Source organism: Streptomyces sp. NPDC050145, assembly GCF_044460245.1.
Taxonomy (GTDB): domain Bacteria; phylum Actinomycetota; class Actinomycetes; order Streptomycetales; family Streptomycetaceae; genus Streptomyces.
Map to the genome: position 1 here is coordinate 269,838 of NZ_JBITJS010000007.1, position 20,944 is coordinate 290,781.

The 20,944-nt window shown below is 72.4% G+C and carries 19 protein-coding genes; 6 read left to right on the forward strand and 13 right to left on the reverse strand.

The features are described 5' to 3' along the window. Positions 1 to 108: 108 nt before the first annotated feature. The gene (locus ACIBTU_RS16505) at positions 109 to 1,461 is read right to left on the reverse strand and encodes a class II 3-deoxy-7-phosphoheptulonate synthase (protein ID WP_399126853.1); all 1,353 of its coding nucleotides are present in this window, start codon (positions 1,459 to 1,461) and stop codon (positions 109 to 111) included. Between the two features lie 273 nt (positions 1,462 to 1,734). On the opposite strand from ACIBTU_RS16505, the gene ACIBTU_RS16510 reads away from it, so the two are divergent. Beyond that, positions 1,735 to 3,618, forward strand: coding sequence for an anthranilate synthase family protein (locus ACIBTU_RS16510; protein WP_399126854.1), 1,884 nt, complete (start codon positions 1,735 to 1,737; stop codon positions 3,616 to 3,618). On the opposite strand, the gene ACIBTU_RS16515 is transcribed toward ACIBTU_RS16510, so the two are convergent. Genes ACIBTU_RS16515 through ACIBTU_RS16530 form a run of 4 tightly spaced genes read right to left on the reverse strand, consistent with a single transcriptional unit; the run spans position 3,567 to position 7,411 of the window. Next, positions 3,567 to 4,577: a 2-hydroxyacid dehydrogenase gene (locus tag ACIBTU_RS16515; RefSeq protein WP_399126856.1), complete on the reverse strand. Its 1,011-nt coding sequence runs from the start codon at positions 4,575 to 4,577 to the stop codon at positions 3,567 to 3,569. The genes ACIBTU_RS16510 and ACIBTU_RS16515 overlap by 52 nt on opposite strands. A 50-nt stretch (positions 4,578 to 4,627) precedes the next feature. After that, a complete protein-coding gene (locus ACIBTU_RS16520; RefSeq protein ID WP_399126857.1) occupies positions 4,628 to 5,323 on the reverse strand; it encodes a response regulator in 696 nt (231 codons plus the stop codon). Between the two features lie 41 nt (positions 5,324 to 5,364). Continuing rightward, entirely contained in the window at positions 5,365 to 6,615 is a 1,251-nt protein-coding gene (gene macS, locus ACIBTU_RS16525) for a MacS family sensor histidine kinase (RefSeq protein WP_399126859.1), read from the reverse strand. A 34-nt stretch (positions 6,616 to 6,649) separates the two neighbouring features. Continuing rightward, positions 6,650 to 7,411 (reverse strand): lysophospholipid acyltransferase family protein, encoded by a 762-nt coding sequence (locus tag ACIBTU_RS16530; protein WP_399127018.1) that lies wholly within the window; start codon positions 7,409 to 7,411, stop codon positions 6,650 to 6,652. 226 nt (positions 7,412 to 7,637) lie between these two features. Between ACIBTU_RS16530 and ACIBTU_RS16535 the strand changes: the two genes are divergently transcribed. From ACIBTU_RS16535 to ACIBTU_RS16545, 3 genes are all read left to right on the forward strand, one after another. Further along, on the forward strand, positions 7,638 to 8,447 hold the full coding sequence (locus ACIBTU_RS16535; RefSeq protein ID WP_399127019.1) for an alpha/beta hydrolase: 810 nt from the start codon (positions 7,638 to 7,640) through the stop codon (positions 8,445 to 8,447). Beyond that, a complete protein-coding gene (locus ACIBTU_RS16540) occupies positions 8,440 to 9,093 on the forward strand; it encodes a hypothetical protein (RefSeq protein WP_399126860.1) in 654 nt (217 codons plus the stop codon). Before ACIBTU_RS16535 ends, ACIBTU_RS16540 begins: the two co-directional genes overlap by 8 nt. 65 nt (positions 9,094 to 9,158) lie before the next feature. Beyond that, positions 9,159 to 9,803: a dihydrofolate reductase family protein gene (locus tag ACIBTU_RS16545; protein ID WP_399126862.1), complete on the forward strand. Its 645-nt coding sequence runs from the start codon at positions 9,159 to 9,161 to the stop codon at positions 9,801 to 9,803. Here ACIBTU_RS16545 and ACIBTU_RS16550 read toward each other — a convergent pair. The 6 genes from ACIBTU_RS16550 to ACIBTU_RS16575 form a co-directional block, all read right to left on the reverse strand. After that, complete coding sequence (locus ACIBTU_RS16550; RefSeq protein WP_399126863.1) at positions 9,788 to 10,564, reverse strand: endonuclease/exonuclease/phosphatase family protein; 777 nt, start codon at positions 10,562 to 10,564, stop codon at positions 9,788 to 9,790. The genes ACIBTU_RS16545 and ACIBTU_RS16550 overlap by 16 nt on opposite strands. 69 nt (positions 10,565 to 10,633) lie before the next feature. After that, complete coding sequence (locus tag ACIBTU_RS16555) at positions 10,634 to 11,587, reverse strand: ROK family glucokinase (RefSeq protein ID WP_399126865.1); 954 nt, start codon at positions 11,585 to 11,587, stop codon at positions 10,634 to 10,636. Between the two features lie 230 nt (positions 11,588 to 11,817). Continuing rightward, a complete protein-coding gene (locus ACIBTU_RS16560) occupies positions 11,818 to 12,288 on the reverse strand; it encodes a DUF5304 domain-containing protein (protein ID WP_399126867.1) in 471 nt (156 codons plus the stop codon). Between the two features lie 68 nt (positions 12,289 to 12,356). Beyond that, complete coding sequence (locus ACIBTU_RS16565) at positions 12,357 to 13,451, reverse strand: ArsA family ATPase (RefSeq protein ID WP_399126868.1); 1,095 nt, start codon at positions 13,449 to 13,451, stop codon at positions 12,357 to 12,359. An 84-nt stretch (positions 13,452 to 13,535) separates the two neighbouring features. Beyond that, positions 13,536 to 13,973 (reverse strand): SRPBCC family protein, encoded by a 438-nt coding sequence (locus ACIBTU_RS16570; RefSeq protein ID WP_399126870.1) that lies wholly within the window; start codon positions 13,971 to 13,973, stop codon positions 13,536 to 13,538. A 103-nt stretch (positions 13,974 to 14,076) separates the two neighbouring features. Further along, entirely contained in the window at positions 14,077 to 14,838 is a 762-nt protein-coding gene (locus tag ACIBTU_RS16575) for a metallophosphoesterase (protein ID WP_399126871.1), read from the reverse strand. Between the two features lie 284 nt (positions 14,839 to 15,122). Here ACIBTU_RS16575 and ACIBTU_RS16580 point away from each other — a divergent pair, with 284 nt between their 5' ends. Continuing rightward, complete coding sequence (locus ACIBTU_RS16580; RefSeq protein WP_399126873.1) at positions 15,123 to 16,919, forward strand: AMP-dependent synthetase/ligase; 1,797 nt, start codon at positions 15,123 to 15,125, stop codon at positions 16,917 to 16,919. Between the two features lie 227 nt (positions 16,920 to 17,146). Here the strand turns inward: ACIBTU_RS16580 and ACIBTU_RS16585 are convergent, their stop codons facing one another. Continuing rightward, positions 17,147 to 18,289 carry a glycosyltransferase family 4 protein gene (locus ACIBTU_RS16585; protein ID WP_399126874.1) on the reverse strand — a complete coding sequence of 381 codons (1,143 nt, stop codon included), beginning with the start codon at positions 18,287 to 18,289 and terminating at the stop codon, positions 17,147 to 17,149. A 92-nt stretch (positions 18,290 to 18,381) separates the two neighbouring features. Here ACIBTU_RS16585 and ACIBTU_RS16590 point away from each other — a divergent pair, with 92 nt between their 5' ends. Next, positions 18,382 to 19,620: a glycosyltransferase 87 family protein gene (locus ACIBTU_RS16590; protein ID WP_399126875.1), complete on the forward strand. Its 1,239-nt coding sequence runs from the start codon at positions 18,382 to 18,384 to the stop codon at positions 19,618 to 19,620. Between the two features lie 84 nt (positions 19,621 to 19,704). Here the strand turns inward: ACIBTU_RS16590 and ACIBTU_RS16595 are convergent, their stop codons facing one another. After that, entirely contained in the window at positions 19,705 to 20,910 is a 1,206-nt protein-coding gene (locus ACIBTU_RS16595) for a hypothetical protein (protein ID WP_399126877.1), read from the reverse strand. Positions 20,911 to 20,944 lie beyond the last annotated feature (34 nt).

Below are 20,944 nucleotides of genomic sequence, written 5' to 3' on the forward strand. Positions count from 1 at the left end.
CCCCCACCACACCCCCCCCCCCCCCCCCCCCCCCCCCGCCCGGCGCGCCCCGCGCCCCCCCCCCCCCCCCCCCCCCCCCCCCCCCCCCCACTTAGCGCGAGCGAATCCTCACTGGTCCCGGTACATCTCCGCCACCAGGAACGCCAGGTCCAGCGACTGGCTGCGGTTGAGGCGCGGGTCGCAGGCCGTCTCGTAGCGCTGGTGCAGGTCGTCGACGAAGATCTCGTCGCCGCCGCCCACGCACTCGGTGACGTCGTCACCGGTGAGCTCGACGTGGATGCCGCCCGGGTGGGTACCGAGCTCCTTGTGGACCTCGAAGAAGCCCTTGACCTCGTCGAGCACGTCGTCGAAGCGGCGGGTCTTGTGGCCCGAGGCCGCCTCGTACGTGTTGCCGTGCATCGGGTCGGTGATCCAGGCGACGGTCGCGCCGGACGCGGTGACCTTCTCGACCAGCTCCGGGAGCTTGTCGCGGACCTTGTCGGCGCCCATGCGGACGATGAAGGTCAGACGGCCGGGCTCGCGGTCCGGGTCGAGACGCTCGATGTACTGCAGCGCCTCCTCGGCCGTCGTGGTCGGGCCGAGCTTGATGCCGATCGGGTTGCGGATCTTCGAGGCGAACTCGATGTGCGCGTGGTCGAGCTGACGCGTGCGCTCACCGATCCAGACCATGTGCGCGGACACGTCGTACAGGCTGCCCGTACGCGAGTCGACACGGGTCAGGGCCGACTCGTAGTCGAGCAGCAGGGCCTCGTGCGAGGAGTAGAACTCGACCGCCTGGAACTCGGCCGGGTCGGTGCCGCAGGCGCGCATGAAGTTCAGCGCGTTGTCGATCTCGCGCGCCAGCTGCTCGTAGCGCTGGCCCGAGGGGGACGACTTCACGAAGTCCTGGTTCCAGGCGTGCACCTGGCGCAGGTCGGCGTAGCCACCGGTGGTGAAGGCGCGCACCAGGTTGAGCGTGGAGGCGGACGCGTTGTACATCCGCTTCAGGCGCTCGGGGTCCGGGATGCGGGCGGCCTCGGTGAAGTCGAAGCCGTTGACGGAGTCGCCCCGGTAGGTCGGGAGCGTCACGCCGTCACGGGTCTCGGTGCCCTTGGAGCGGGGCTTGGAGTACTGGCCGGCGATGCGGCCGACCTTCACGACGGGCACGGAGGCCGCGTACGTGAGGACGGCGCTCATCTGCAGGAGGGTCTTGAGCTTCGCCCGGATGTGATCCGCGCTGACGGCGTCGAAGGCCTCGGCGCAGTCGCCGCCCTGGAGGAGGAACGCCTCGCCACGGGCGACGGCTCCCATCCGGGCGCGCAGCTGGTCACATTCGCCGGCGAAGACCAGCGGGGGATACGTCTCGAGCTCGGCGATCACATCGCGCAGAGCCTCGGCATCCGGGTACTCGGGCTGCTGCGCCGCGGGCAGGTCTCGCCAGGTGTTGCCAGCGCTTGCGCTGGTCTTAGCGTTCACGGTCACCTCGACAACATTACGTCCTCGGGCCCCTCGTCCATCCCGCCGCTCATTCTTTGAGACGGGTGTCCGAACGGCTGATACGGTGACCACCATGTTCGCGCAGCTCATGAACCGCACCTGGTGGTGGACCGCACATCCGGCGGCCCACTGACTGCGCGTATCCGAAACCGCGAAGGCCGCCCGAGGGGCGGCCTTCAGTGTTTTCCGACACCGACACCGGCTGTTCCTCCCGAATGACCCGCTCGATCCTCTCGAAGCGCTCCGGAAGGACACACCGTGCTGCAGGACCTGCTCACCGACGACCGCCCCTTCGCCCTGCTCCGCCGCCGCACCCCCGGCCGCGACCACGATGTGGTCGAGGTCCTGATCGGCGAGGTCGGCACCTACGAGCGGCTCGCCGACATCCCCGAGGGCCTCGCGCTCGTCCCGTTCCGCCAGATCCGCGAGCGCGGCTTCGACGTCCGCGACGACGGCACGCCGCTGACCGTGCTGCGTCCCGAGGAGTCCTACGAGATCCCGCTCGCCGAGGCCCTCGACACGCTGCCCCGGCACGCCGTGGACGTGCGCGGCGGCGGCTTCGACGTGGACGACGACACGTACGCGGAGATCGTCGGGCGGGTGCTGCGCGAGGAGATCGGGCGGGGCGAGGGCGCGAACTTCGTCATCCGGCGGACCTACGAGGGCGAGATCCCCGGGTTCTCGCGGGCCGACGCGCTCGCCCTGTTCCGGCGGCTGCTGGACGGCGAGCGGGGCGCGTACTGGACGTTCGTCGTGCACACCGGGGACCGGACGCTGGTCGGGGCGAGCCCGGAGGTGCACGTGCGGATGTCCGGCGGCACGGTCGTGATGAACCCGATCAGCGGTACGTACCGCTATCCGGCCGGCGGTCCGACCCCGGACGACCTGCTGGAGTTCCTCGCCGACGGCAAGGAGATCGAGGAGCTGTCGATGGTCGTCGACGAGGAGCTCAAGATGATGTGCACCGTCGGCGACATGGGCGGCGTCGTCGTCGGCCCGCGCCTGAAGGAGATGGCGCATCTCGCCCACACGGAGTACGAGCTGCGCGGGAAGTCGACGCTCGACGTGCGGGACGTCCTCAAGGAGACGATGTTCGCCGCGACCGTCACCGGTTCGCCGGTGCAGAACGCCTGCCGGGTCATCGAGCGGTACGAGGCCGGGGGCCGCGGCTACTACGCGGGGGCGCTGGCGCTGGTCGGGCGGGACGCGGGCGGGGCGCAGACGCTCGACTCCCCCATCCTGATCCGCACCGCCGACATCGACGCCGCGACCGGGCGGCTGCGGGTGCCGGTGGGCGCGACGCTGGTGCGCGGCTCGGACCCGGCGGGCGAGGTCGCGGAGACGCACGCCAAGGCGGCCGGGGTGCTCGCGGCGCTGGGCGTACGTCCCGGGCGGCCGCGTGCGGAGAGCACGGGGCCGGCGCTGGCCGAGGACCCGCGAGTGCGGGCGGCGCTCGACGGGCGCCGCGCGGCCCTCGCACCGTTCTGGCTGCGGATGCAGCAGCGGACCGGGGAGCTGTCCGGGCACGCGCTGGTGATCGACGCCGAGGACACGTTCACCGCGATGCTGGCGCACGTGCTGCGCTCGTCGGGGCTCGACGTGACGGTGCGGCGCTACGACGAGGAGGGACTGCGGGAGACGGTCCTCGCGCACGAGGGGCCGATCGTGCTGGGCCCGGGCCCGGGCGACCCGTCCGACCCGTCCGACCCGAAGATGCGTTTCCTGCGGTCGCTGGCCGCCGAGGTGATCCGCGACCACCCCTACGGCGTGCTCGGCGTCTGCCTCGGACACGAGCTGCTCGCGGTGGAACTGGGCCTGGACCTCGTGCGCAAGGAGGTGCCGTACCAGGGCGCCCAGGTCGAGGTGGACCTGTTCGGGCGGACCGAGACGGTCGGCTTCTACAACAGCTTCGTGGCGCGCTGCGACGACGAGGCGGCGCAGGAGCTGGCCGCGCACGGCGTGGAGATCAGCCGGGACACCCGTACGGGTGAGGTGCACGCGGTACGGGGTCCGGGCTTCGCGGGCGTGCAGTTCCACCCGGAGTCGGTGCTGTCGCTGCGCGGGGCGGGGATCGTGCGGGAGCTGCTCGCTCAGGTGCTGGCGGGCACCAGCACGTTCTCGGAGCGGCGGCCGGCCCGGTAGTCCAGGACGTTGCGCACCGTGGTGTCGATGATCTGGCCGACGGCGTCCGACGTGTAGTACGCCTGGTGGGACGTGACCAGCACGTTCGGGAACGTGACGAGGCGGGCCAGGGTGTCGTCCTCGACGACGTCGAGCGACTTGTCGAGGAAGAACAGGCCCGCCTCGGCCTCGTACACGTCGAGGCCGACGCCCGTGAAGCGGCCCTCGCGCAGTTCGGCGACGAGGGCCTTGGAGTCGATCAGGCCGCCGCGGCTGGAGTTCACCAGGATCGCGTCGTCCTTCATGGTGCGCAGCGCGGCCGCGTCCACGATGTGCTCGGTGGCGGGGAGCAGCGGGACGTGCAGGCTGATCAGGTCGGCCTCGGCGAACAGCCGCTCCTTGTCGACGTACTTCATGCCGAGCTCCAGGCACTCGGGGTTCTCGGCGACGTCCCAGCCCAGCAGGTTCATGCCGAAGCCGTGGGCGATCCGGGTGAACGCGGCGCCGATCTTGCCGGTGCCGAGGACGCCGACGGTGCGGCCGCGCAGGTCGCGGCCCATGAGTCCGTCGAGCCGGAAGTCGAAGTCGCGGGTGCGGTTGCTGGCGCGGACGATGCGGCGGTTGACGGCCATCGCGAGGGTCCAGGCGAACTCGGCGACCGAGTACGGCGAGTAGGACGAGACCCGCGCGACCGTGAGGCCGAGCCGTTCGGCGACGCCCAGGTCGATGTTATTGAAGCCCGTCGAACGCTGGGCGATCATCTGCGTGCCGCCGGCCGCGAGGGTCTGCAGGACGTGGTTGTTCAGGTTCGCGTTGACGCTGGTGGAGATGATCTCGTAGCCGGCGGCGATGGGGGCGGTGTCCTCGTTGAGGAACACGTCCAGGCACCGGACCTCGTAGCGATCCTCCTGGTGGACCTCGAACGCCTTCTCGATGAGGGGCTTTTCGTCGGACTGCACGCCGAACGCGAGGATCTCCATGGCTGGAGTCTAGGTTCGGGGGGCTGCTTCGGCTCGGCGGCTGCCCCGGATCAGGCGTCGTCGTCCAGGCCGCGCTCGATCGCGTAGCGCACGAGCTCGACCCTGTTGTGGAGCTGGAGCTTGCCCAGGGTGTTCTGCACGTGGTTCTGGACCGTGCGGTGGGAGATGACGAGGCGCTCGGCGATCTGCTTGTAGCTCAGGCCCTTGGCGACGAGCCGCAGCACCTCGGTCTCGCGCTCGGTGAGCTGGGGCGCCTTGGGCTCGTCGGCGCCCGCGGCGGACACCGGCTCGGAGGCGAGGCGGCGGTACTCGCCGAGGACGAGGCCCGCGAGGCCCGGCGTGAAGACCGGGTCGCCGACGGCGGTGCGGCGCACGGCGTCGACAAGCTCGTCGGTGGACGCCGACTTGAGCAGATAGCCGGTGGCGCCGGACTTGACCGCCTCCAGGACGTCCGCGTGCTCGCCACTCGCGGACAGCACGAGGACCCGGAGCTTCGGGTCGGCGCCCACGAGCTCCTTGCAGACCTGGACGCCGGGCTTGGCCGGCAGGTTCAGGTCGAGGACGAGCACGTCGGGCCCGGCCGCGCGGGCGCGCCGCACCGCCTGCTCGCCGTCGCCCGCGGTGGCGACGACGTCGAAGCCCGACTCGGCCAGGTCGCGGGCGACGGCGTCGCGCCACATCGGGTGGTCGTCGACCACCATGACCTTGATCGCGGCCCCGTCCGCCTGGTTCCGCTCTTCGCTCATCGCTGCGGTCCTGCCTTCCCCCGTGATGTCCACGTTCCGGTTCACTTCTTCTTCGGTGCGAGTTTCTTCGGTACGAGCTGCTTCGGCACGGTCAGCTCGACCTCGGTGCCCTGGCCGGGGACCGAGAGCAGTTCGGCGGTGCCGCCGATGTCGCGCAGCCGGCCGCGGATCGACTGGGCGACGCCGAGCCGCCCCTCGCCCTCGGCCTGCGCGAGCCGGCCCTCCGGGATGCCGGGGCCGTCGTCCCGTACGGTCACGACGACCGCGTCGGGCTCGTCCTCGACAAGGATCCAGGCGTGCGCGTCCTCGCCCGCGTGCCGCCGCACATTGTCCAGGGCCGCGCTGACCGCCGCCGCCAGTTCGCGTGCGGCGGCGGGCGCCAGCAGGACGGGGGCGCCCGGCTCGGAGAACGTGACGCGGGCGCCCGCGTGCCCGGCGAGCAGCGGCCGCAGATCGCGGGGCTCCCCGGCGTCCTCAATGTCGGCGGGGTCGTCGAGGGCCCGTACGACGGCGCCCTGTGCCGCGTCCTCGGAGACCCGTGACGTGGGGGTCAGGCCGCCGGCGACGAGGGTGCGCAGCGCGATCTCCTGCTCGCCCGCGAGCCGGCCCAGCTCCGCGGCCTCACCGCCCAGGGCCGAGCCGCGCCGCTGCACCATGGCGAGGACCTGCAGGACGCTGTCGTGGATGTCGCGGGCGAGGCGCTCGCGCTCGCGGGTGGCCGCCTCGATCTCCAGGGCGCGGGCGAGGGTGCGCTCGGAGGCGCGGGCCACCTCGACGACGTAGCCGATCGCTATCGAGGCGATGCAGACGAGCAGGACGTTGTGGATCGTGCTGCGGCTGAGGCCGCCGCGCTGGATCACGTTGGCCACGCCGATGAAGACGGACGCGAAGGCCGCCCAGCGCCAGCCGCCCTTGAGCGCCCAGGCGAGGACCGCGCCCGCCGTCCAGATCGAGGGCAGGGTGGAGCCGCCGGTGACGGCGCGGTCGTGCCCGGCCACCGGGGAGAGCAGGATGCCGACGACGGCGACGGTCAGGTCGGCCGTCAGGAAGCGCTTGGTGCAGCGCCGGGCGCCGGAGACCTGGGGCAGCGTCGCCAGCGTCCAGACGACCAGGACCACGTAGTAGCCGATGGCGACCCAGGGCCGCTCGTAGACCTCGTACGCGGAGGCGAAGAGCCCGATCGCGTACACCATGGTCAGGACCCGGTACCCCATGAGGGCGCGCCACAGCGGCTGCTCGACCGACATGCGGACGACGCGCTCGCGCCGGACCGTGTTCCCGCTGTTGCCCATCTCCCCCACCACTGTCCGCGAACGAACGACGCGGCTACGAGCCGTCCCGCTCCTTCTCGAGCGCCTTCTCGCGCTCTTTCTCGAGCGCCTTCCTGGCTTCCTTCTCGGCCTTCTCCGCGTCCGCGATCTGCCGCTTGGCGGCGGTCGCGTACATGTCGACGTACTCCTGGCCGGAGAGCTTCATGATCTCGTACATGACCTCGTCGGTGACCGCGCGCAGGACGAACCGGTCGCCCTCCATGCCCTGGTAGCGGCGGAAGTCGAGGGGCTTGCCGATGCGGATGCCGGGGCGCATGAGCTTGGGGAGGACCTTGCCCGGGGGCTGGATCTTCTCCGTGTCGATCATGGCGACGGGGATGACGGGCGCGCCGGTGGCCAGCGCCACGCGCGCGAGGCCGCCCGGCTTGCCGCGGTAGAGGCGGCCGTCGGGCGAGCGGGTGCCCTCGGGGTAGATGCCGAAGAGCTCGCCGCGCTCCAGGACCTCGATGCCGCTCTTGATGGCGGCCTCGCCGGCGCCGCGCGAACCGGAGCGGTCCACGGGCAGCTGGCCGACGCCCTTGAAGAAGGCGGCCGTGAGCTTGCCCTTCACGCCAGGCGTCGTGAAGTACTCGGCCTTGGCGATGAAGGTGACCTTGCGGTCGAGGACGGCCGGCAGGAAGAACGAGTCCGAGAAGGACAGGTGGTTGCTGGCGAGGATCGCGGGGCCCTCGGCGGGGATGTTCTCCAGGCCCTCCACCCACGGCCGGAAACCGAGCTTCAGCGGCCCCCCGATGGCCACCTTCATTGCGCCGTAGATCAACCCACTGCCTTCCCTCGTTCCCGGACTCGTGCCGGATCGGCCCACGGATCAGTCCGAGATCAGTCCGAGGATCAGACCTTAACCCGCGAGGCCGCCCCGGACGCCGACGACCCTGGTCGGTGTCGGTCCGGTCGCGTACGGTGAAGTGCACGTCGTAGTGCGCGTACTCCACGCTGTGTCACCTCTCCCCGTTGTCACTCCTTACATGAACAGGAGACCGAAGGTGCCGGTCCTCCCTGGAGCCGAGCCGTACCGCCACGAAGGCGGCGAGGTAGGCGTCCTCCTCTGTCACGGCTTCACCGGTTCCCCCCAGTCGATGCGTCCCTGGGCGGAGCATCTCGCCGAGCGCGGACTGACCGTCTCGCTCCCGCTGCTGCCCGGTCACGGCACCCGCTGGGAGGACCTCGCGGTCACGGGCTGGCAGGACTGGTACGCGGAGGTGGACCGCGCCTTCGAGGAGCTGGCCGAGCGCTGCTCGCAGGTGTTCGTGTGCGGCCTGTCGATGGGCGGCGCGCTGGCGCTGCGCCTGGCGGCCCGGCACGGGGACAGGGTGGCGGGCCTCGTCCTGGTCAATCCGGGGAACAAGGTGCACGGCGCCGCCGCGCACGCCCTCCCGGTCGCCCGGCACCTGGTCCGCACGATCCCGGGGATCGCCTCGGACATCGCGAAGGAGGGTTCGGTCGAGGTCGCCTACGACCGGGTCCCGCTGCACGCCGCGCACCAGTTGCGGAACTTCTTCCGGCTGGTCGACCGCGAGCTCCCGCAGGTCACGCAGCCGCTCGTGGTGCTGCACAGCCCGCAGGACCACGTGGTGCCGCCCGCCGACTCGGCCCGGGTCCTCGGCCGGGTGTCCTCGCGCGACGTCACCGAGATCCTGCTGGAACAGAGCTACCACGTCGCGACGTTGGACCATGACGCGGACCGGATCTTCGAGGAGAGCGTCACCTTCATCGAGCGGCTCGCGGACGGTGCCGACGACGGCTCCGGCACGGGTGCGGACACAGGTGTGGAAGGGACGGCCAGCGGTGGCTGAGCAGGAGCGGCGGGAGCCGGAGAGCCCCGACGGCGGCGAGAGCCGCGACTCCGGGGCGGCGGGCGGCGAGCAGCCGGCCGAGGACCCGGAGCGCGACCCGCTGCTGCCCACCGACGAGGACGCCGCGTGGGCGGAGATCGTCGCGGGGTACGGGCAGGAGCCGCCGGACCCGCCGGGCGCGAGGCCGTTCAAGCCGATGAAGGACCTGCCCCTGCCCGACTTCGAGCCGAACGGGCGGGAGGATCGCCCCGAGGCCGAGGACCGCGAGGACGAGGAGCGTGCCGCCCGGGGCCCGCTGGGTTCCTCGGTGTCCTTCGCCCCGGGCATCGCCGCGACTCCCGGCCCGCGCGACCACACGCCGGCCGAGCCGGCCGACGACGACTTCGACGGCGACGACGAGGGCCACTTCGTGCCGCCCGAGCCGCCGCCGCTGCCGGAGGCCGACGTCACGTCGCGGTTCGCGTGGCTGGCGGTGGTCGGCGGCCCGGTGCTGCTCCTGCTGTCCGTGCTGCTCGGCTGGGACATGACCTGGTGGCTGGCGACGCTCTGCATCGGTGGCTTCCTGGGCGGTTTCGCCACGCTGGTGGCCCGGATGCAGCCGGGCGACGACGAGGACGACGACCCGGGGCGCGGCGCGGTCGTCTGACCCGGCGGCGATGAGTTCCCGAGGCGGCTCCGGTCTGTCCTGGTATGACATCACCGACGCCAGGTATGACATCACGGACACCAGGACGGACGACACGTACCCGGGTCGTCGCCGACATCTCCGTCTCCGTCGACGGCTTCGTCACCGGCCCGGACCCGGGTCCCGAGAGCGGTCTGGGCACGGGCGGCGACGCCCTGCACACCTGGGCCTTCTCCGAGGACCCGGACGACCGGCGGCTGCTGAGCGAGGCGACCGCGCGCTCGGGCGCCGTCGTCATGGGCCGCCGCCTCTTCGACACGGTCGACGGGCCGGGCGGCTGGAACGACGAGGTGGGCTACGGGGCCGCTGAGGTCGGCAGGCCCGCCTTCGTCGTGGTCACCGGCACGCCGCCGGAGTCGGTGCGCCTGAAGAACCTCGACTGGACCTTCGTCACGACCGGGATCGCCGACGCCGTGGCCACCGCGCGGACCCACGCCGAGGCGGCCGCGGCGGCCGCCGGGCGGGATCTCGACGTGGTCCTGATGGGCGGCGCCGCGACGATCCGCTCGGCGCTGGACGCGGGGCTCGTGGACGTCCTGTCCCTGCACCTCGCGCCCGTGCTGCTCGGCGGCGGCACGCCCCTGTTCACGGGCGCGGTCCCGCGCCCGCTGGTCCGGCGCAGCGTGCTCGCCACCTCCACGGCGACGCACCTCGTCTACGAGGTCGGCTGAGCGCCCCCGCCGGCCGGCACCCGGAGCGCGGCGAGGACCGGCAGGTGGTCCGTGGCCGCGCGCAGGTCGCCGGGGTGGAGGAAGCCGGGGACGCCGCAGCCGAGTACCTCGATGCCCGGGGTGGTGAGGACGGCGTCGATGCGCTGGTGCGGGTCGTCCGGTGTGGAGGTGTACTCGCCGCCCCAGGGCCGGGTCGCCCAGGCGTCGTTCAGGGTCGCGGTCAGCCGGCGGAAGGTACGCCCGCCGGGCCGCTCGTTGAGGTCGCCGCCCGCGACGACGTGCTCGACGCCGAGCCCGGCGATCGTGTCGAGCAGCATGCCGCCCTGCGCGTACCGCTCGTCCTTCTGGAGGCTCAGATGGCAGCTGACCACGCCGAGCCGGACGCCGCCGAAGCGGACGACGGCGGTGGCGAGGCCGCGCCGGTGCAGGCCCGGGGTGAGCGGGAGCAGCACGTCCTCGGTGCGTTCGACGGTGGCGCGCAGGGAGCACAGGAGCGCGGGTCCGGCCGCGCTGCCGCCGCCGGAGAGGATGACGAGGTCGGCGGCGCGGGCGAGCCGGGCGAGTTTCTTGCGCCAGCGGAAGAAGCGGGGCGCTTCCTGGACGAGGACGAGGTCGGGGGCGCAGGCCTTGATGACCCGGGCGAGCGCGGCGGTGTCGTCGCGCAGGGAGCGGATGTTGTAGCTGAGGACGCGGATCACGGCGGAACCGTCGGGTTCCGTACGGGAGTTGGGCAGCGGGCTGGTCGTGGCGTCGGTCGGCATGTGATCAAGATACGACGGTGCCCGCCGCTCCCAGGGGGAACGACGGGCACCGGCACGTACGCGATCCGGTCACATGACCGGGTCGGGCTCCCGGGCCAGGTCGGCGGCGCCGACGAGGCCCGCCTTGTTGCCCAGTTGGGCGGCGATGACGTCGGCGACGGGTCGCCAGTTCCCGCCGACCAGCCAGCGCTTGTACGACTTGCGGATCGGGTCGAGGACCAGCTCGCCCTCGTCGGAGAGGCCGCCGCCGACGATGAACGCGGAGGGGTCGAAGAGGGAGGCCAGGTCGGCGAGGCCGGCGCCGGCCCAGCGGGCCAGCTCGCGGTACGAGTCGACGGCCACGGCGTCGCCCTGCCGGGCGGCCATGGAGATGTGCTTGCCCTCGATGCCGTCGGGGGTGCCGTCGCCGAGCGAGAGCAGGAACTCCGCGTTCTCCGGCGTGGCGTTGGCCCGCTGCTTCGCGTAGCGCACGAGGGCGCGGCCGGAGGCGTACTGCTCCCAGCAGCCCTGCGAGCCGCAGCCGCACAGGAGGCCGTCCGGCACCATGCGGATGTGGCCGAACTCGGCGGCGACACCGAAGTGGCCGCGGCGCAGCTTGTTGCCGATGATGATGCCGCCGCCGAGGCCGGTGCCGAGGGTGATGCAGATGACGTTGCGGTGGCCCTTGCCGGCGCCGAACTTGTACTCGCCCCAGGCGGCCGCGTTCGCGTCGTTCTCGACCACGACGGGGAGGCCGACGCGCTCCTCGACCTTGGCCTTCAGTGGTTCCTGGCGCCAGTCGATGTTCGGCGCGAAGTACACGGTCGAGCGCTGACGGTTGACGTATCCGGCGGCACCGATGCCCACGCCCACGATGTCGTGTCCGGCCCTCGCGCCTTCCACGGACGAGGCGATGGCGTCGACGATCCCGTCCGGCGTGGAAGGCGTCGGCACCTTGAACGTGGAGAGGATGTTGCCGTCCTCGTCGACCACGCCGGCCGCGATCTTCGTGCCGCCGATGTCGACGCCGATGGTGAGTCCCATGAATCCCTCAGTTCGGTCGAGCCCCGCTAGGGCCCACCGTACCCGAGGGCCTGCCGCCGGATTTCTGTCGTTCGCCCGAAGGGCGGGCCCGGCGGCGTCTGGTGCGTGCAGCTGCAAGGCGGAGGAGGGAGTCGACGCGGAGCGTCGGTGACCGACGACAACGCCGCAGATGTGCGTGCCAGACGCCGCCGGGCAGACAGAAATCCGGCGGCAGGCCCTCTCAGGCGGGTTCAGTCCAGGTCGATGTGTTCGCCGCCGGGGGCTTCGTCCCCGGGGCCCTTCTTCTCGGGGCCGCCGGGGGCCTTCGGCTCCTGGGTGCGCTGGGTCCAGCGGGCCTCCTGGCCCTCGACGGCGGACCGGTACGCGGCGAGCAGTTCGGAGCCCGCGGCGGCGAGGTGGTCGAACACGTCGGAGTTGCGCTCTATGACGGGCTCGACGACGGACCGGGCCTGCTTGACGACCTGCTTGACGGCTTGCTCGGCGGTGCCCTGGGCGACGGCTCCGAGGAAGGGGGCCTGGACCCCGGAGAGCTTGTCGGCGACGGCGTCGACGAGCTTCTTCAGCTCCTCGGCGGCGGTGCCGGGCTGGGGGCCCTGCTGGGCACGGCGGCGGGCCTTCTCCGCCGCGAGATCCTCGGCGCACGCCTTCTCCCAGGCGTCGGCGTCGGCCTGGGGTGCGGGCTGCTCGGTGGCGTCGCTCATGGCGGCTGACTCCTGCGGAGAGCTGAGGTGGTGGTGTCTTCGACGGTACCCGAACGGGGCCGTGCGGTTCACGGGGTCCGGGGCCACAGCCCGGGATCCGGCGCGAACCGTACGCACAGCTCACCGTCGACGAGCCCGGCGCCCGCGACGGTGCAGCGGCGGGGCGCGGAGGGCAGCGGCACGATGCGGCGGAACGGTCCGGCGCCGACGACGAGTTCGTCGCCGCGCCGGATCAGGGTGAGCTCCTCGCGGACGGCGCCGGGCAGCGGGATCCGCCAGACCAGCACGCCGTCCTCGGCGATCCGGTCCTCGACGGGCCAGTCGGCGCGGGGCGCGGCCGCGCCGGGCGCCGGTACGTCGAGCCCGCCGTCGGCGTCGCGCCCCAGGTGCGGGATCTCGTACGCGTCCGGCCAGCCCGCGACGACCTTGCGCTGGTGGGCGGCGGCGTCGGCGAGCCAGGGGTCGGTGGAGCCGTCGGGCAGGACGCGGTTGGCGAGGACGGCCTCGACGGGCAGGCCGTGCAGGGCGAGGCCGGTGCGGATGTGCCGCAGGCTCTCGGCGGCGGCCTTGGTGGGCTCGGCGACGAGCCGTACGGCGGTGCCCTCGGCGTCGATGACGGACTGGGCGGCGGCGAGCTCGGCGTCCCAGCGGGCGGCCGTCTCGCAGAGCCACTCGGCGGGCATCGGCACACCGGCGAGCCGGCCGAGGACGGGGCGCAGGGCGCGGGCCGCCTGGCGCTCGGCGGGGAGCAGGCGGCGCAGGTAGCGGCGCAGCTGCTCGGGCAGAGCCAGGAGGGAGACGGCGCCCGGTCCGGCCGGCAAGTCGACGACGACCAGGTCGTGCGTGCCGCCGGCGCTGTCGCGCAGGGCCCTCAGCAGGGCGAGCTCGTCGCTGCCGGGCAGCGGGGTCAGTTCGTCGGCGTCGAGCCGTGCGGCCCCGACCATGTCGAGCAGGCCGCCGGCCCGCTCCTGGAGGGCGAGCAGGTCGTCGCGGAACTCGTCGGCCGGTATGAGCCGCTTGATCTCGGCCCCGGGCACGTCCGGGACCTCGTCGCCGGTGACCAGCAGGACCCGCAGCCCGTCGCGCACGGCCCGCCGGACCGTACTGACAGCGACCGTGGTCCGCCCGGCCCCACCGGGCCCGGCAACAAGGAGAGTCCGCATGCCCGCGAGGCTACCCCGAGAAAGATCGCCCCTGAGACCCCTGAGATGGCGTACGCAAGTACGCGTCCCAGGGGCGCGTGGCCGCTACTTGCCGGCCTCGACCCGCTTCTTCAGGCCGGCGAGGGCGCGGTCGATGATGACCTTCTCCGCCTTGCGCTTGATCATCCCGAGCATGGGGATCTTCACGTCGACCGTCAGGGAGTACGTGACCTCCGTGCCCGCACCCGCGGCGCGGAGCACATAGGTGCCGTCGAGAGAGCGGAGCATCTGGGACTTCACGAGCGTCCAGGACACCTCGTTCTCGCCCGTCCACGTGTACTTGAGCGTCTGGTCGTCCTTGATCGCACCCGCGTCCATGACGAGCCGGACCTGCTCGGCGCGCCCGGAGTCGTCGGTCGCCAGGACCTCCGCCTCCTTCACCTCGCCCGTCCAGTCCGGATACCGCGCGAAGTCGGCGATCACGCCCATGACCTCGGCAGGCGCCGCCTCGATCGTGATGCTCGAACTGGTGTGTTCCGCCATCGCCGTGGCTCCTCCAGATAACGGTCAGGGGTCGGCCGTGCCTACGTGTGTGTGCGCGAGCAGGCTATCGCGCGCGAGCGGGCCCGATGTCACCGCTCCGGCATCACCATTCGAGGGCCCAGGGCCGCCCGCCCCGGGCGAAGTGCCCGACGTTCACACACTCGGTGGCGCCGATGCGCATGCGCCGGGCGAGCGGCTGGTGGACGTGGCCGAAGAGTGAGTACCGGGGCCGGGTCTTCCGGATGGCGTCGAGGAGCGCGCGGCTGCCCCGTTCGAAGCGGCGCGCGACCGTGTCGTAGACGAGCTCGGGGACCTCCGGCGGGATGTGCGTGCAGAGCACGTCGACCTCTCCGACGGCCTCGATCTTCGCCGCGTACTCCTCGTCGTCGACCTCGAAGGGCGTCCGCATCGGGGTGCGCAGGCCGCCGCCGACGAAGCCGAAGGTCCAGCCGCCGATCTCGACCCGCTGCCCGTCGAGCACGGTCGTGCCCGGGCCCGCGTACTCGCTCCACAGCCCCGGGATGTCGACGTTGCCGTAGGTGGCGTACGTCGGAGTGGGGAACGCCGGGAACATCTCGGCGTACTGCTTGCGCACCGCCTTCTCGATGGCGGGGAAGCGGTCGACGCCGGCCCAGAGCTTCGCGCCGAAGGCGTGCGCCTCCTCGAAGCGGCGGGCGGTGCGCAGCTCGACGAGGTGGTGGGCGTTCTCGACTCCGAACAGATCGGGAAAAATGCCGCGTGAGTGATCCGCGTAGTCCAGGAAGAGGACCAGGTCGCCGAGGCAGAGGAGGGCGTCGGCACCGTCGCCGGCTCGTGCGAGGTCGGTGGAGTTTCCGTGCACATCGCTGACCACATGTACGCGCATACGATCACCCTAGGACGCCTGCCCCGAGGTGGGTAGAGGTGGCCGGACCTGCGGTGACTTCCTGGTTCGCAAAGAGGTGGACTACCCTGCGGAAAGCACCGCCCCGACGTGTGACGCAGCGAACATCTGGCCTGGACCCCCTACCGAAGAAGCTGTACTGATGGGTAACGTCCGGGCAGTCCAGTCGTGCTCAGTTCAACCATGATGAGCACCTGCCCGATCTTGGACCGTACCGACGCATCACACAGAGTCGTGGCGCCGGCGCCCTATGAGGAGCAGCAGTCTTGCGCGAGTTCAGCCTTCCGGCTTTGTACGAGGTCCCTGCCGACGGCAATCTGACCGACATCGTCCGCAGAAACGCCGCGCAGCATCCGGACGTCGCCGTCATCGGTCGCAAGATCGGCGGCACCTGGCAGGACGTGACGTCCGTCCAGTTCCTGGCCGAGGTGCGGGCCGCCGCCAAGGGCCTCGTCGCCGCCGGCGTCCAGGCCGGTGACCGGGTCGCCCTGATGTCCCGCACGCGCTACGAGTGGACCCTGCTCGACTTCGCGATCTGGAGCGCGGGCGCGATCACCGTCCCCGTGTACGAGACCAGCTCCGCCGAGCAGATCCAGTGGATCCTCGGCGACTCGGGCGCCGTCGCGATCCTCGTCGAGTCGGACGCGCACGCCGCGGCCGTCGCCTCCGTGCGCGACAGCCTGCCCGAGCTGCGGCACGTCTGGCAGATCGACGCCGGCGGCGTCGAGGAGCTGAACCGGTCCGGCGCCGTGCTGCCCGACTCGGCCGTCGACGAGCGCAGCGCCATCGCCAAGGCCGACGACCCGGCCACGATCGTCTACACCTCCGGCACGACCGGCCGCCCCAAGGGCTGCGTGCTCACGCACCGCAGCTTCTTCGCGGAGTGCGGCAACGTCGTAGAGCGTCTGAAGCCGCTCTTCCGCACCGGCGAGTGCTCGGTCCTCCTCTTCCTGCCCGTCGCGCACGTCTTCGGCCGGCTGGTCGAGGTCGCCTCGCTGATGGCGCCGATCAAGCTGGGCCACGCGCCCGACATCAAGCACCTCACCGATGAACTCGCCGCGTTCCGGCCGACGTTGATCCTGGGTGTGCCGCGTGTCTTCGAGAAGGTCTACAACTCGGCGCGGGCCAAGGCGCAGGCCGACGGCAAGGGCAAGATCTTCGACAAGGCCGCGGACACGGCGATCGAGTACAGCCGCGCGCTCGACACCCCCAAGGGCCCGTCGCTGGCCCTCAAGCTCAAGTACAAGACGTTCGACAAGCTCGTCTACAGCAAGCTGCGCGCGGTGCTCGGCGGGCGCGGCGAGTACGCGATCTCCGGCGGCGCCCCGCTCGGTGAGCGGCTCGGCCACTTCTTCCGCGGCATCGGCTTCACGGTCCTGGAGGGCTACGGCCTGACCGAGTCCTGCGCCGCGACCGCCTTCAACCCGTGGGACCGCCAGAAGATCGGCACGGTCGGCCAGCCGCTGCCCGGCTCGGTCGTGCGGATCGCCGACGACGGCGAGGTGCTGCTGCACGGCGAGCACCTGTTCACGGGGTACTGGAACAACGAGGGCGCGACCGAGGAGGCCCTGGCCGACGGCTGGTTCCACACCGGTGACATCGGCACGCTCGACGAGGACGGGTACCTCCGGATCACCGGGCGCAAGAAGGAGATCATCGTGACGGCGGGCGGCAAGAACGTCGCGCCGGCCGTCATCGAGGACCGCATCCGCGCGCACGCGCTGGTCGCCGAGTGCATGGTCGTCGGCGACGGGCGGCCGTTCGTCGGCGCGCTCGTCACGATCGACGAGGAGTTCCTCGGCAAGTGGGCCGAGGACCACGGGAAGCCGGCCGGCTCCAGCGTGGCGTCCCTCCAGGGTGACGCGGATCTGCTCGCGGCGATCCAGAGTGCCGTGGACGACGGGAACGCGGCGGTGTCCAAGGCGGAGTCCGTCCGCAAGTTCCGCGTGCTGGGCGCCCAGTTCACCGAGGACTCGGGGCATCTCACGCCGTCGCTGAAGCTCAAGCGGAATGTTGTGGCGAAGGACTACGCCGAGGAGATCGAGGCGATCTACCGGGGCTGACGCGCCTCATCGCCGTAGCGGGTACTTGCCGGTCGGCGAGTGCCCGCTTCGTCGTGGTTGCTCGCGCAGTTCCCCGCGCCCCTGGAAGGCATGCGGCTTCGCCGCGCCTTCCCCCGACCACAGGCGCCCCGCGCCTCGATCGGGGAAATGCGCCCGAAGGGCATGCATTTCAGGGGCGCGGGGAACTGCGCGAGAAGCCCCACCGGCCCGCACTCGCCCGGCAACCCCTACAACAACCCTCGTAGGCGCTCCGCCAGCAGATCCCAGCGCCACTTCTCCTCGACCCAGGCGCGCCCCCGCTCCCCCATCCGGGCCCGCAATTCCGGGTCCAACAACAGCGGCACGATTCGGTCCGCCGCCGCCTCCGGCGAACCGCCCCGCACGACCCACCCGGTCTCCCCGTCGAGCACCGCGTCCGGCGCCCCGCCGGAGTCCCCGGCGACCACGGGCAGCCCCGTCGCGGAGGCCTCCAGGTAGACGATGCCGAGCCCCTCGACGTCCAGCCCGCCGCGCCGCGTCCGGCACGGCATGGCAAAGACGTCGCCGGCCCCGTAGTGCGCCGGCAGCTCGCTCCACGGCACGGCCCCCGTGAACACCACCGAGTCCGCGACGCCGGTCTCGTGCGCGAGCCGCCGCAGTTCCTTCTCGTAGGACCCGCCGCCGACGATCAGCAGCACAGCGTCGGGCACCTCCGTGAGGATCCGCGGCATGGCCAGGATCAGCGTGTCCTGCCCCTTGCGCGGGACGAGCCGCGAGACGCACACGACGACGGGCCGGTCGCTGAGCCCGAGCCGGGCCCGCGCCTCCGCGCCGCCGGAACCGGGGTGGAAGGTCTTCTCGTCGACGCCGGGCGGGAGTTGGACCATGCGGCCGGCCGCCTCGGGGGTGAGCGCGGCGGCGATCCGGGAGCGCGTGTACTCGCCGAGGTACGTGATCGTGTCGGTGCCCTCGCCGATGCGGCGCAGCAGTTGACGGGAGGCGGGCAGCTGGGCCCAGCCCGCCTCGTGCCCGTGGGTCGTCGCGACGAGGCGCCGCGCTCCGGCCCGGCGCAGCGCGGGCGCCATCAGGCCGAGCGGGGCGGCGGCCCCGAACCAGACGCTCGTACAGCCGTGTTCCTTCAGGAGGCCCACCGCGCGGCGGGTCACGCGCGGGGTCGGCAGCAGCATCGTCGTACGGTCGCGCACGACGGTGAAGGGCTGCTCGGCGTCGAAGGCCTCGGTCGCCTCGACGCCCTCCCGGCTCCGCTTCCACGTGGACGCGTAGACGACGAGCTGTTCGGGATCCAGGCGCAGCGCCATGTTGTGCAGGAAGGCCTGGATGCCGCCGGGGCGGGGCGGGAAGTCGTTGGTCACGATCAGGGTCTTGTGCATCGTGGCAGACAGTACCGAACCGGTGAAGCGGCGCACGGCACGCCGTGGGGGTCCGTGGCCAGGGCGCGGGAGCGGCGGGCATGATGACTCGAATGAAGACGCGAACCCCCACATCGCTCCTCGTCGTCTGGGTCCTGACCAGGACGCTTCTGCTGCTGTGCGTCTTCAAGGTCGTGACGGTGCCGGGCCCGGACGTGACGAGCGACGTGTCGGTGATCTACCAGGGCTGGTTCGACGTCCTGCGTACCGGAACGTTTCCGCTGGACGATGTGACCTGGCAGTACCCGCCGGCCGCGGCGGTCGCGATCCTCTCCCCCGGCCTGCTGCCGTTCCTGGAGTACGCCTCGGCGTTCTTCCTGCTGTCGTTCCTCGCGGACGCGGCGGTCTTCTTCCTGCTCCTGTACGTGGCCGAGCGGCAGGGCAAGGCCCGGCGCGGGGTGTGGGTGTGGGTGGTGGGCCTGCCGCTGCTCGGGCAGACGGTGTACGCGCGCTACGACGTGATGGTCACCGCGGTCGCCGTCGCGGCGCTGCTCGCGATGGCGCGCCACCCGCGCGCGGCGGGGGTGCTGACCGGGATCGGGGCGATGCTCAAGGTGTGGCCGGTGCTGCTCCTGATCGGCACCCGGCGCGGCCGGGCCACCCGGGCGACGTGGGGCGCGGCGGCGCTGACGGCGGGGGTGCTCGCGCTGGTGTCGGCCCTGTCGATGCCCGGGGCGTTCGCGTTCCTGACGTTCCAGCGGGACCGGGGTACGGAGGTCGAGTCGCTCGGGGCGCTCGTGTTCCATGTGGCGCGGCGCTTCGGCTGGTCCGGTTCGGTGCAGCTGAACTACGGCTCGGTGGAGTTCCTGGGCCCGCACGTGGATCTGGTGAGCGCGCTGGCGCAGGGGCTGACGGCGCTGGCGTTCGGCTGGCTGGTGCTGTGGCGGCTGCGGGCGCGGGCCTGGTCCTCGTCGACGTTCGCTGACGCGGGTCTGACGGCGGTGCTGCTGTTCACGACGACGAGCCGGGTGATCAGCCCGCAGTACATGGTGTGGCTGGTCGGGGTCGCGGCCGTGTGCCTGCTGTTCCGTGAGAGCCGGATGGCGCTGCCGGTGTGGCTGGTGCTCGTGGCGTCGGCCGTGACCTTCCTGGAGTTCCCGGTCTGGTTCGGGCACGTGGTGGCGAGCGACTCGCTGGGCCTGGCCCTGATGCTGGTCCGCAACGGTCTGCTGGTGGCGGCGACGCTGCTGGCCTGCCGCCGCTTGTGGCGCGCGACGGTGACCGAGCCCCGCCGCGCGGAGCGCTCCGCGGTCCCGGACCAGTCCACCGACGACCGAGCGCTGTCCGTCTGACGGCCGGTGGGGGCTGGTCGCGCAGTTCCCCGCGCCCCTGAAATGCAGACCCTTCGGGTCGCATTTCCCCGATATGCCCGATCCTCAGCCGCCCAATTGCTGGCGCACGTACTCCCGCCAGCGCGCCGTGAAGTCCTGTTCGCCGATGCCGAGGACGTTCTGGAGGGCGGACTCCACCGCGCCGGCGCGGCCGTCGTGACGTCCTACGGCCGCGTAGAAGGCGTTCAGCTTCGCCTCGCCCCAGCGGTCTGCGATCATCCTGCAGGCCAGCCAGCCGCTCTCGTAGGCCCGTGCGAGGCGGCCCGGGTCGCTGCTGAAGCCGAAGTCGGCGTCCTCGGGGAGATCGGTGGGGGCGGCGCCGTCGCGGACCGCGCTGCGCAGTTCGGGCGCGGCCTGTGCGGTGGTGCGTCCGGCGTCCCGATATCCGGCCCAGTCCGCGTACCCCTCCGAGAGCCACAGCGGGGTCGCCGCGGTGGTCACCGCGCGGGTCGCCACGTGGGCGGTCTCGTGCGTGAGGACGACCTGTTTGCCGACGGAACCGAGCACCCCGTACGCCTCGGGGTTGATGATCACGCGGTCGGCGGGCGCCGCGCCGGAGCCGCCCGCCTCGCCCGTGGTGACGGCGGCGATGCCCCGGTAGCCGGAGGCGGGGGCACCGAGGAGCTGTCCCATGCCGTCGAGCGAGCCGGGGACGAGGATCACGACCTCGCGGGCCCAGTCCCGGCCCCAGGCGTCGGTGACGGCGGGCACGGCGCGGTCGGCGAGGCGGGCGTAGGAGCGCAGCACGTTGTCCTGCTGGCCGACGCCGAGGACGAGGCTGTGGGCGCCGCGGACGGCGGTCACCCGGCCCTGCTCCCACAGCTGCCGCCCGGACTTCCCGGCCGGTTCGTCGCCGACGACGCGCCAGCGGCCGTCGGAGCGCCGCAGGGTCAGGGTCCGCCGGGCCACGACGGGCACGGTGTCGTACCCGGCGACGCGGTAGCGCAGCTCGGCGTCGGCGGTGATCCGGGGCCCGGTGCCGTCGAGCCGGGTCACCCGGTACGTCCAGGAGGCGAGGGGGACGGCGGCGAGGTCGGTGAGCAGGTACGGGTCGGCGCCGCCGGTCTCCCGGTACGCGGTGGCGTCCCCGTCGAGGACGGCGTCCGCGCGCCGGTCCAGGACGCGCTGCACGGCGGCCCCGCGGGCGTCCACGGGCGCGGGTGCCCGCTCGCATCCGGCGCTGCCGAAGAGCAGGGCGCCGAGCGCCACCCAGCACCCCGCCCCGCGCACCGCACGCCGTCGACCAGCCATCCCGCTGATCGTACGGCGTGCCGGCGGGCCGGGT

What these genes read in the sequence shown, in the direction of transcription:
- ACIBTU_RS16515 (WP_399126856.1), bottom strand. Translation starts at nt 4,577, where the DNA reads ATGGAGATCCTCGCGTTCGGCGTGCAGTCCGACGAAAAGCCCCTCATC.
- ACIBTU_RS16575 (WP_399126871.1), bottom strand. Translation starts at nt 14,838, where the DNA reads ATGCGCGTACATGTGGTCAGCGATGTGCACGGAAACTCCACCGACCTC.
- ACIBTU_RS16585 (WP_399126874.1), bottom strand. Translation starts at nt 18,289, where the DNA reads ATGCACAAGACCCTGATCGTGACCAACGACTTCCCGCCCCGCCCCGGC.
- ACIBTU_RS16595 (WP_399126877.1), bottom strand. Translation starts at nt 20,910, where the DNA reads ATGGCTGGTCGACGGCGTGCGGTGCGCGGGGCGGGGTGCTGGGTGGCG.
- ACIBTU_RS16520 (WP_399126857.1), bottom strand. Translation starts at nt 5,323, where the DNA reads ATGAGCGAAGAGCGGAACCAGGCGGACGGGGCCGCGATCAAGGTCATG.
- ACIBTU_RS16545 (WP_399126862.1), top strand. Translation starts at nt 9,159, where the DNA reads ATGACATCACGGACACCAGGACGGACGACACGTACCCGGGTCGTCGCC.
- ACIBTU_RS16570 (WP_399126870.1), bottom strand. Translation starts at nt 13,973, where the DNA reads ATGGCGGAACACACCAGTTCGAGCATCACGATCGAGGCGGCGCCTGCC.
- macS (WP_399126859.1), bottom strand. Translation starts at nt 6,615, where the DNA reads ATGGGCAACAGCGGGAACACGGTCCGGCGCGAGCGCGTCGTCCGCATG.
- ACIBTU_RS16550 (WP_399126863.1), bottom strand. Translation starts at nt 10,564, where the DNA reads ATGCCGACCGACGCCACGACCAGCCCGCTGCCCAACTCCCGTACGGAA.
- ACIBTU_RS16565 (WP_399126868.1), bottom strand. Translation starts at nt 13,451, where the DNA reads ATGCGGACTCTCCTTGTTGCCGGGCCCGGTGGGGCCGGGCGGACCACG.
- ACIBTU_RS16560 (WP_399126867.1), bottom strand. Translation starts at nt 12,288, where the DNA reads ATGAGCGACGCCACCGAGCAGCCCGCACCCCAGGCCGACGCCGACGCC.
- ACIBTU_RS16590 (WP_399126875.1), top strand. Translation starts at nt 18,382, where the DNA reads ATGAAGACGCGAACCCCCACATCGCTCCTCGTCGTCTGGGTCCTGACC.
- ACIBTU_RS16555 (WP_399126865.1), bottom strand. Translation starts at nt 11,587, where the DNA reads ATGGGACTCACCATCGGCGTCGACATCGGCGGCACGAAGATCGCGGCC.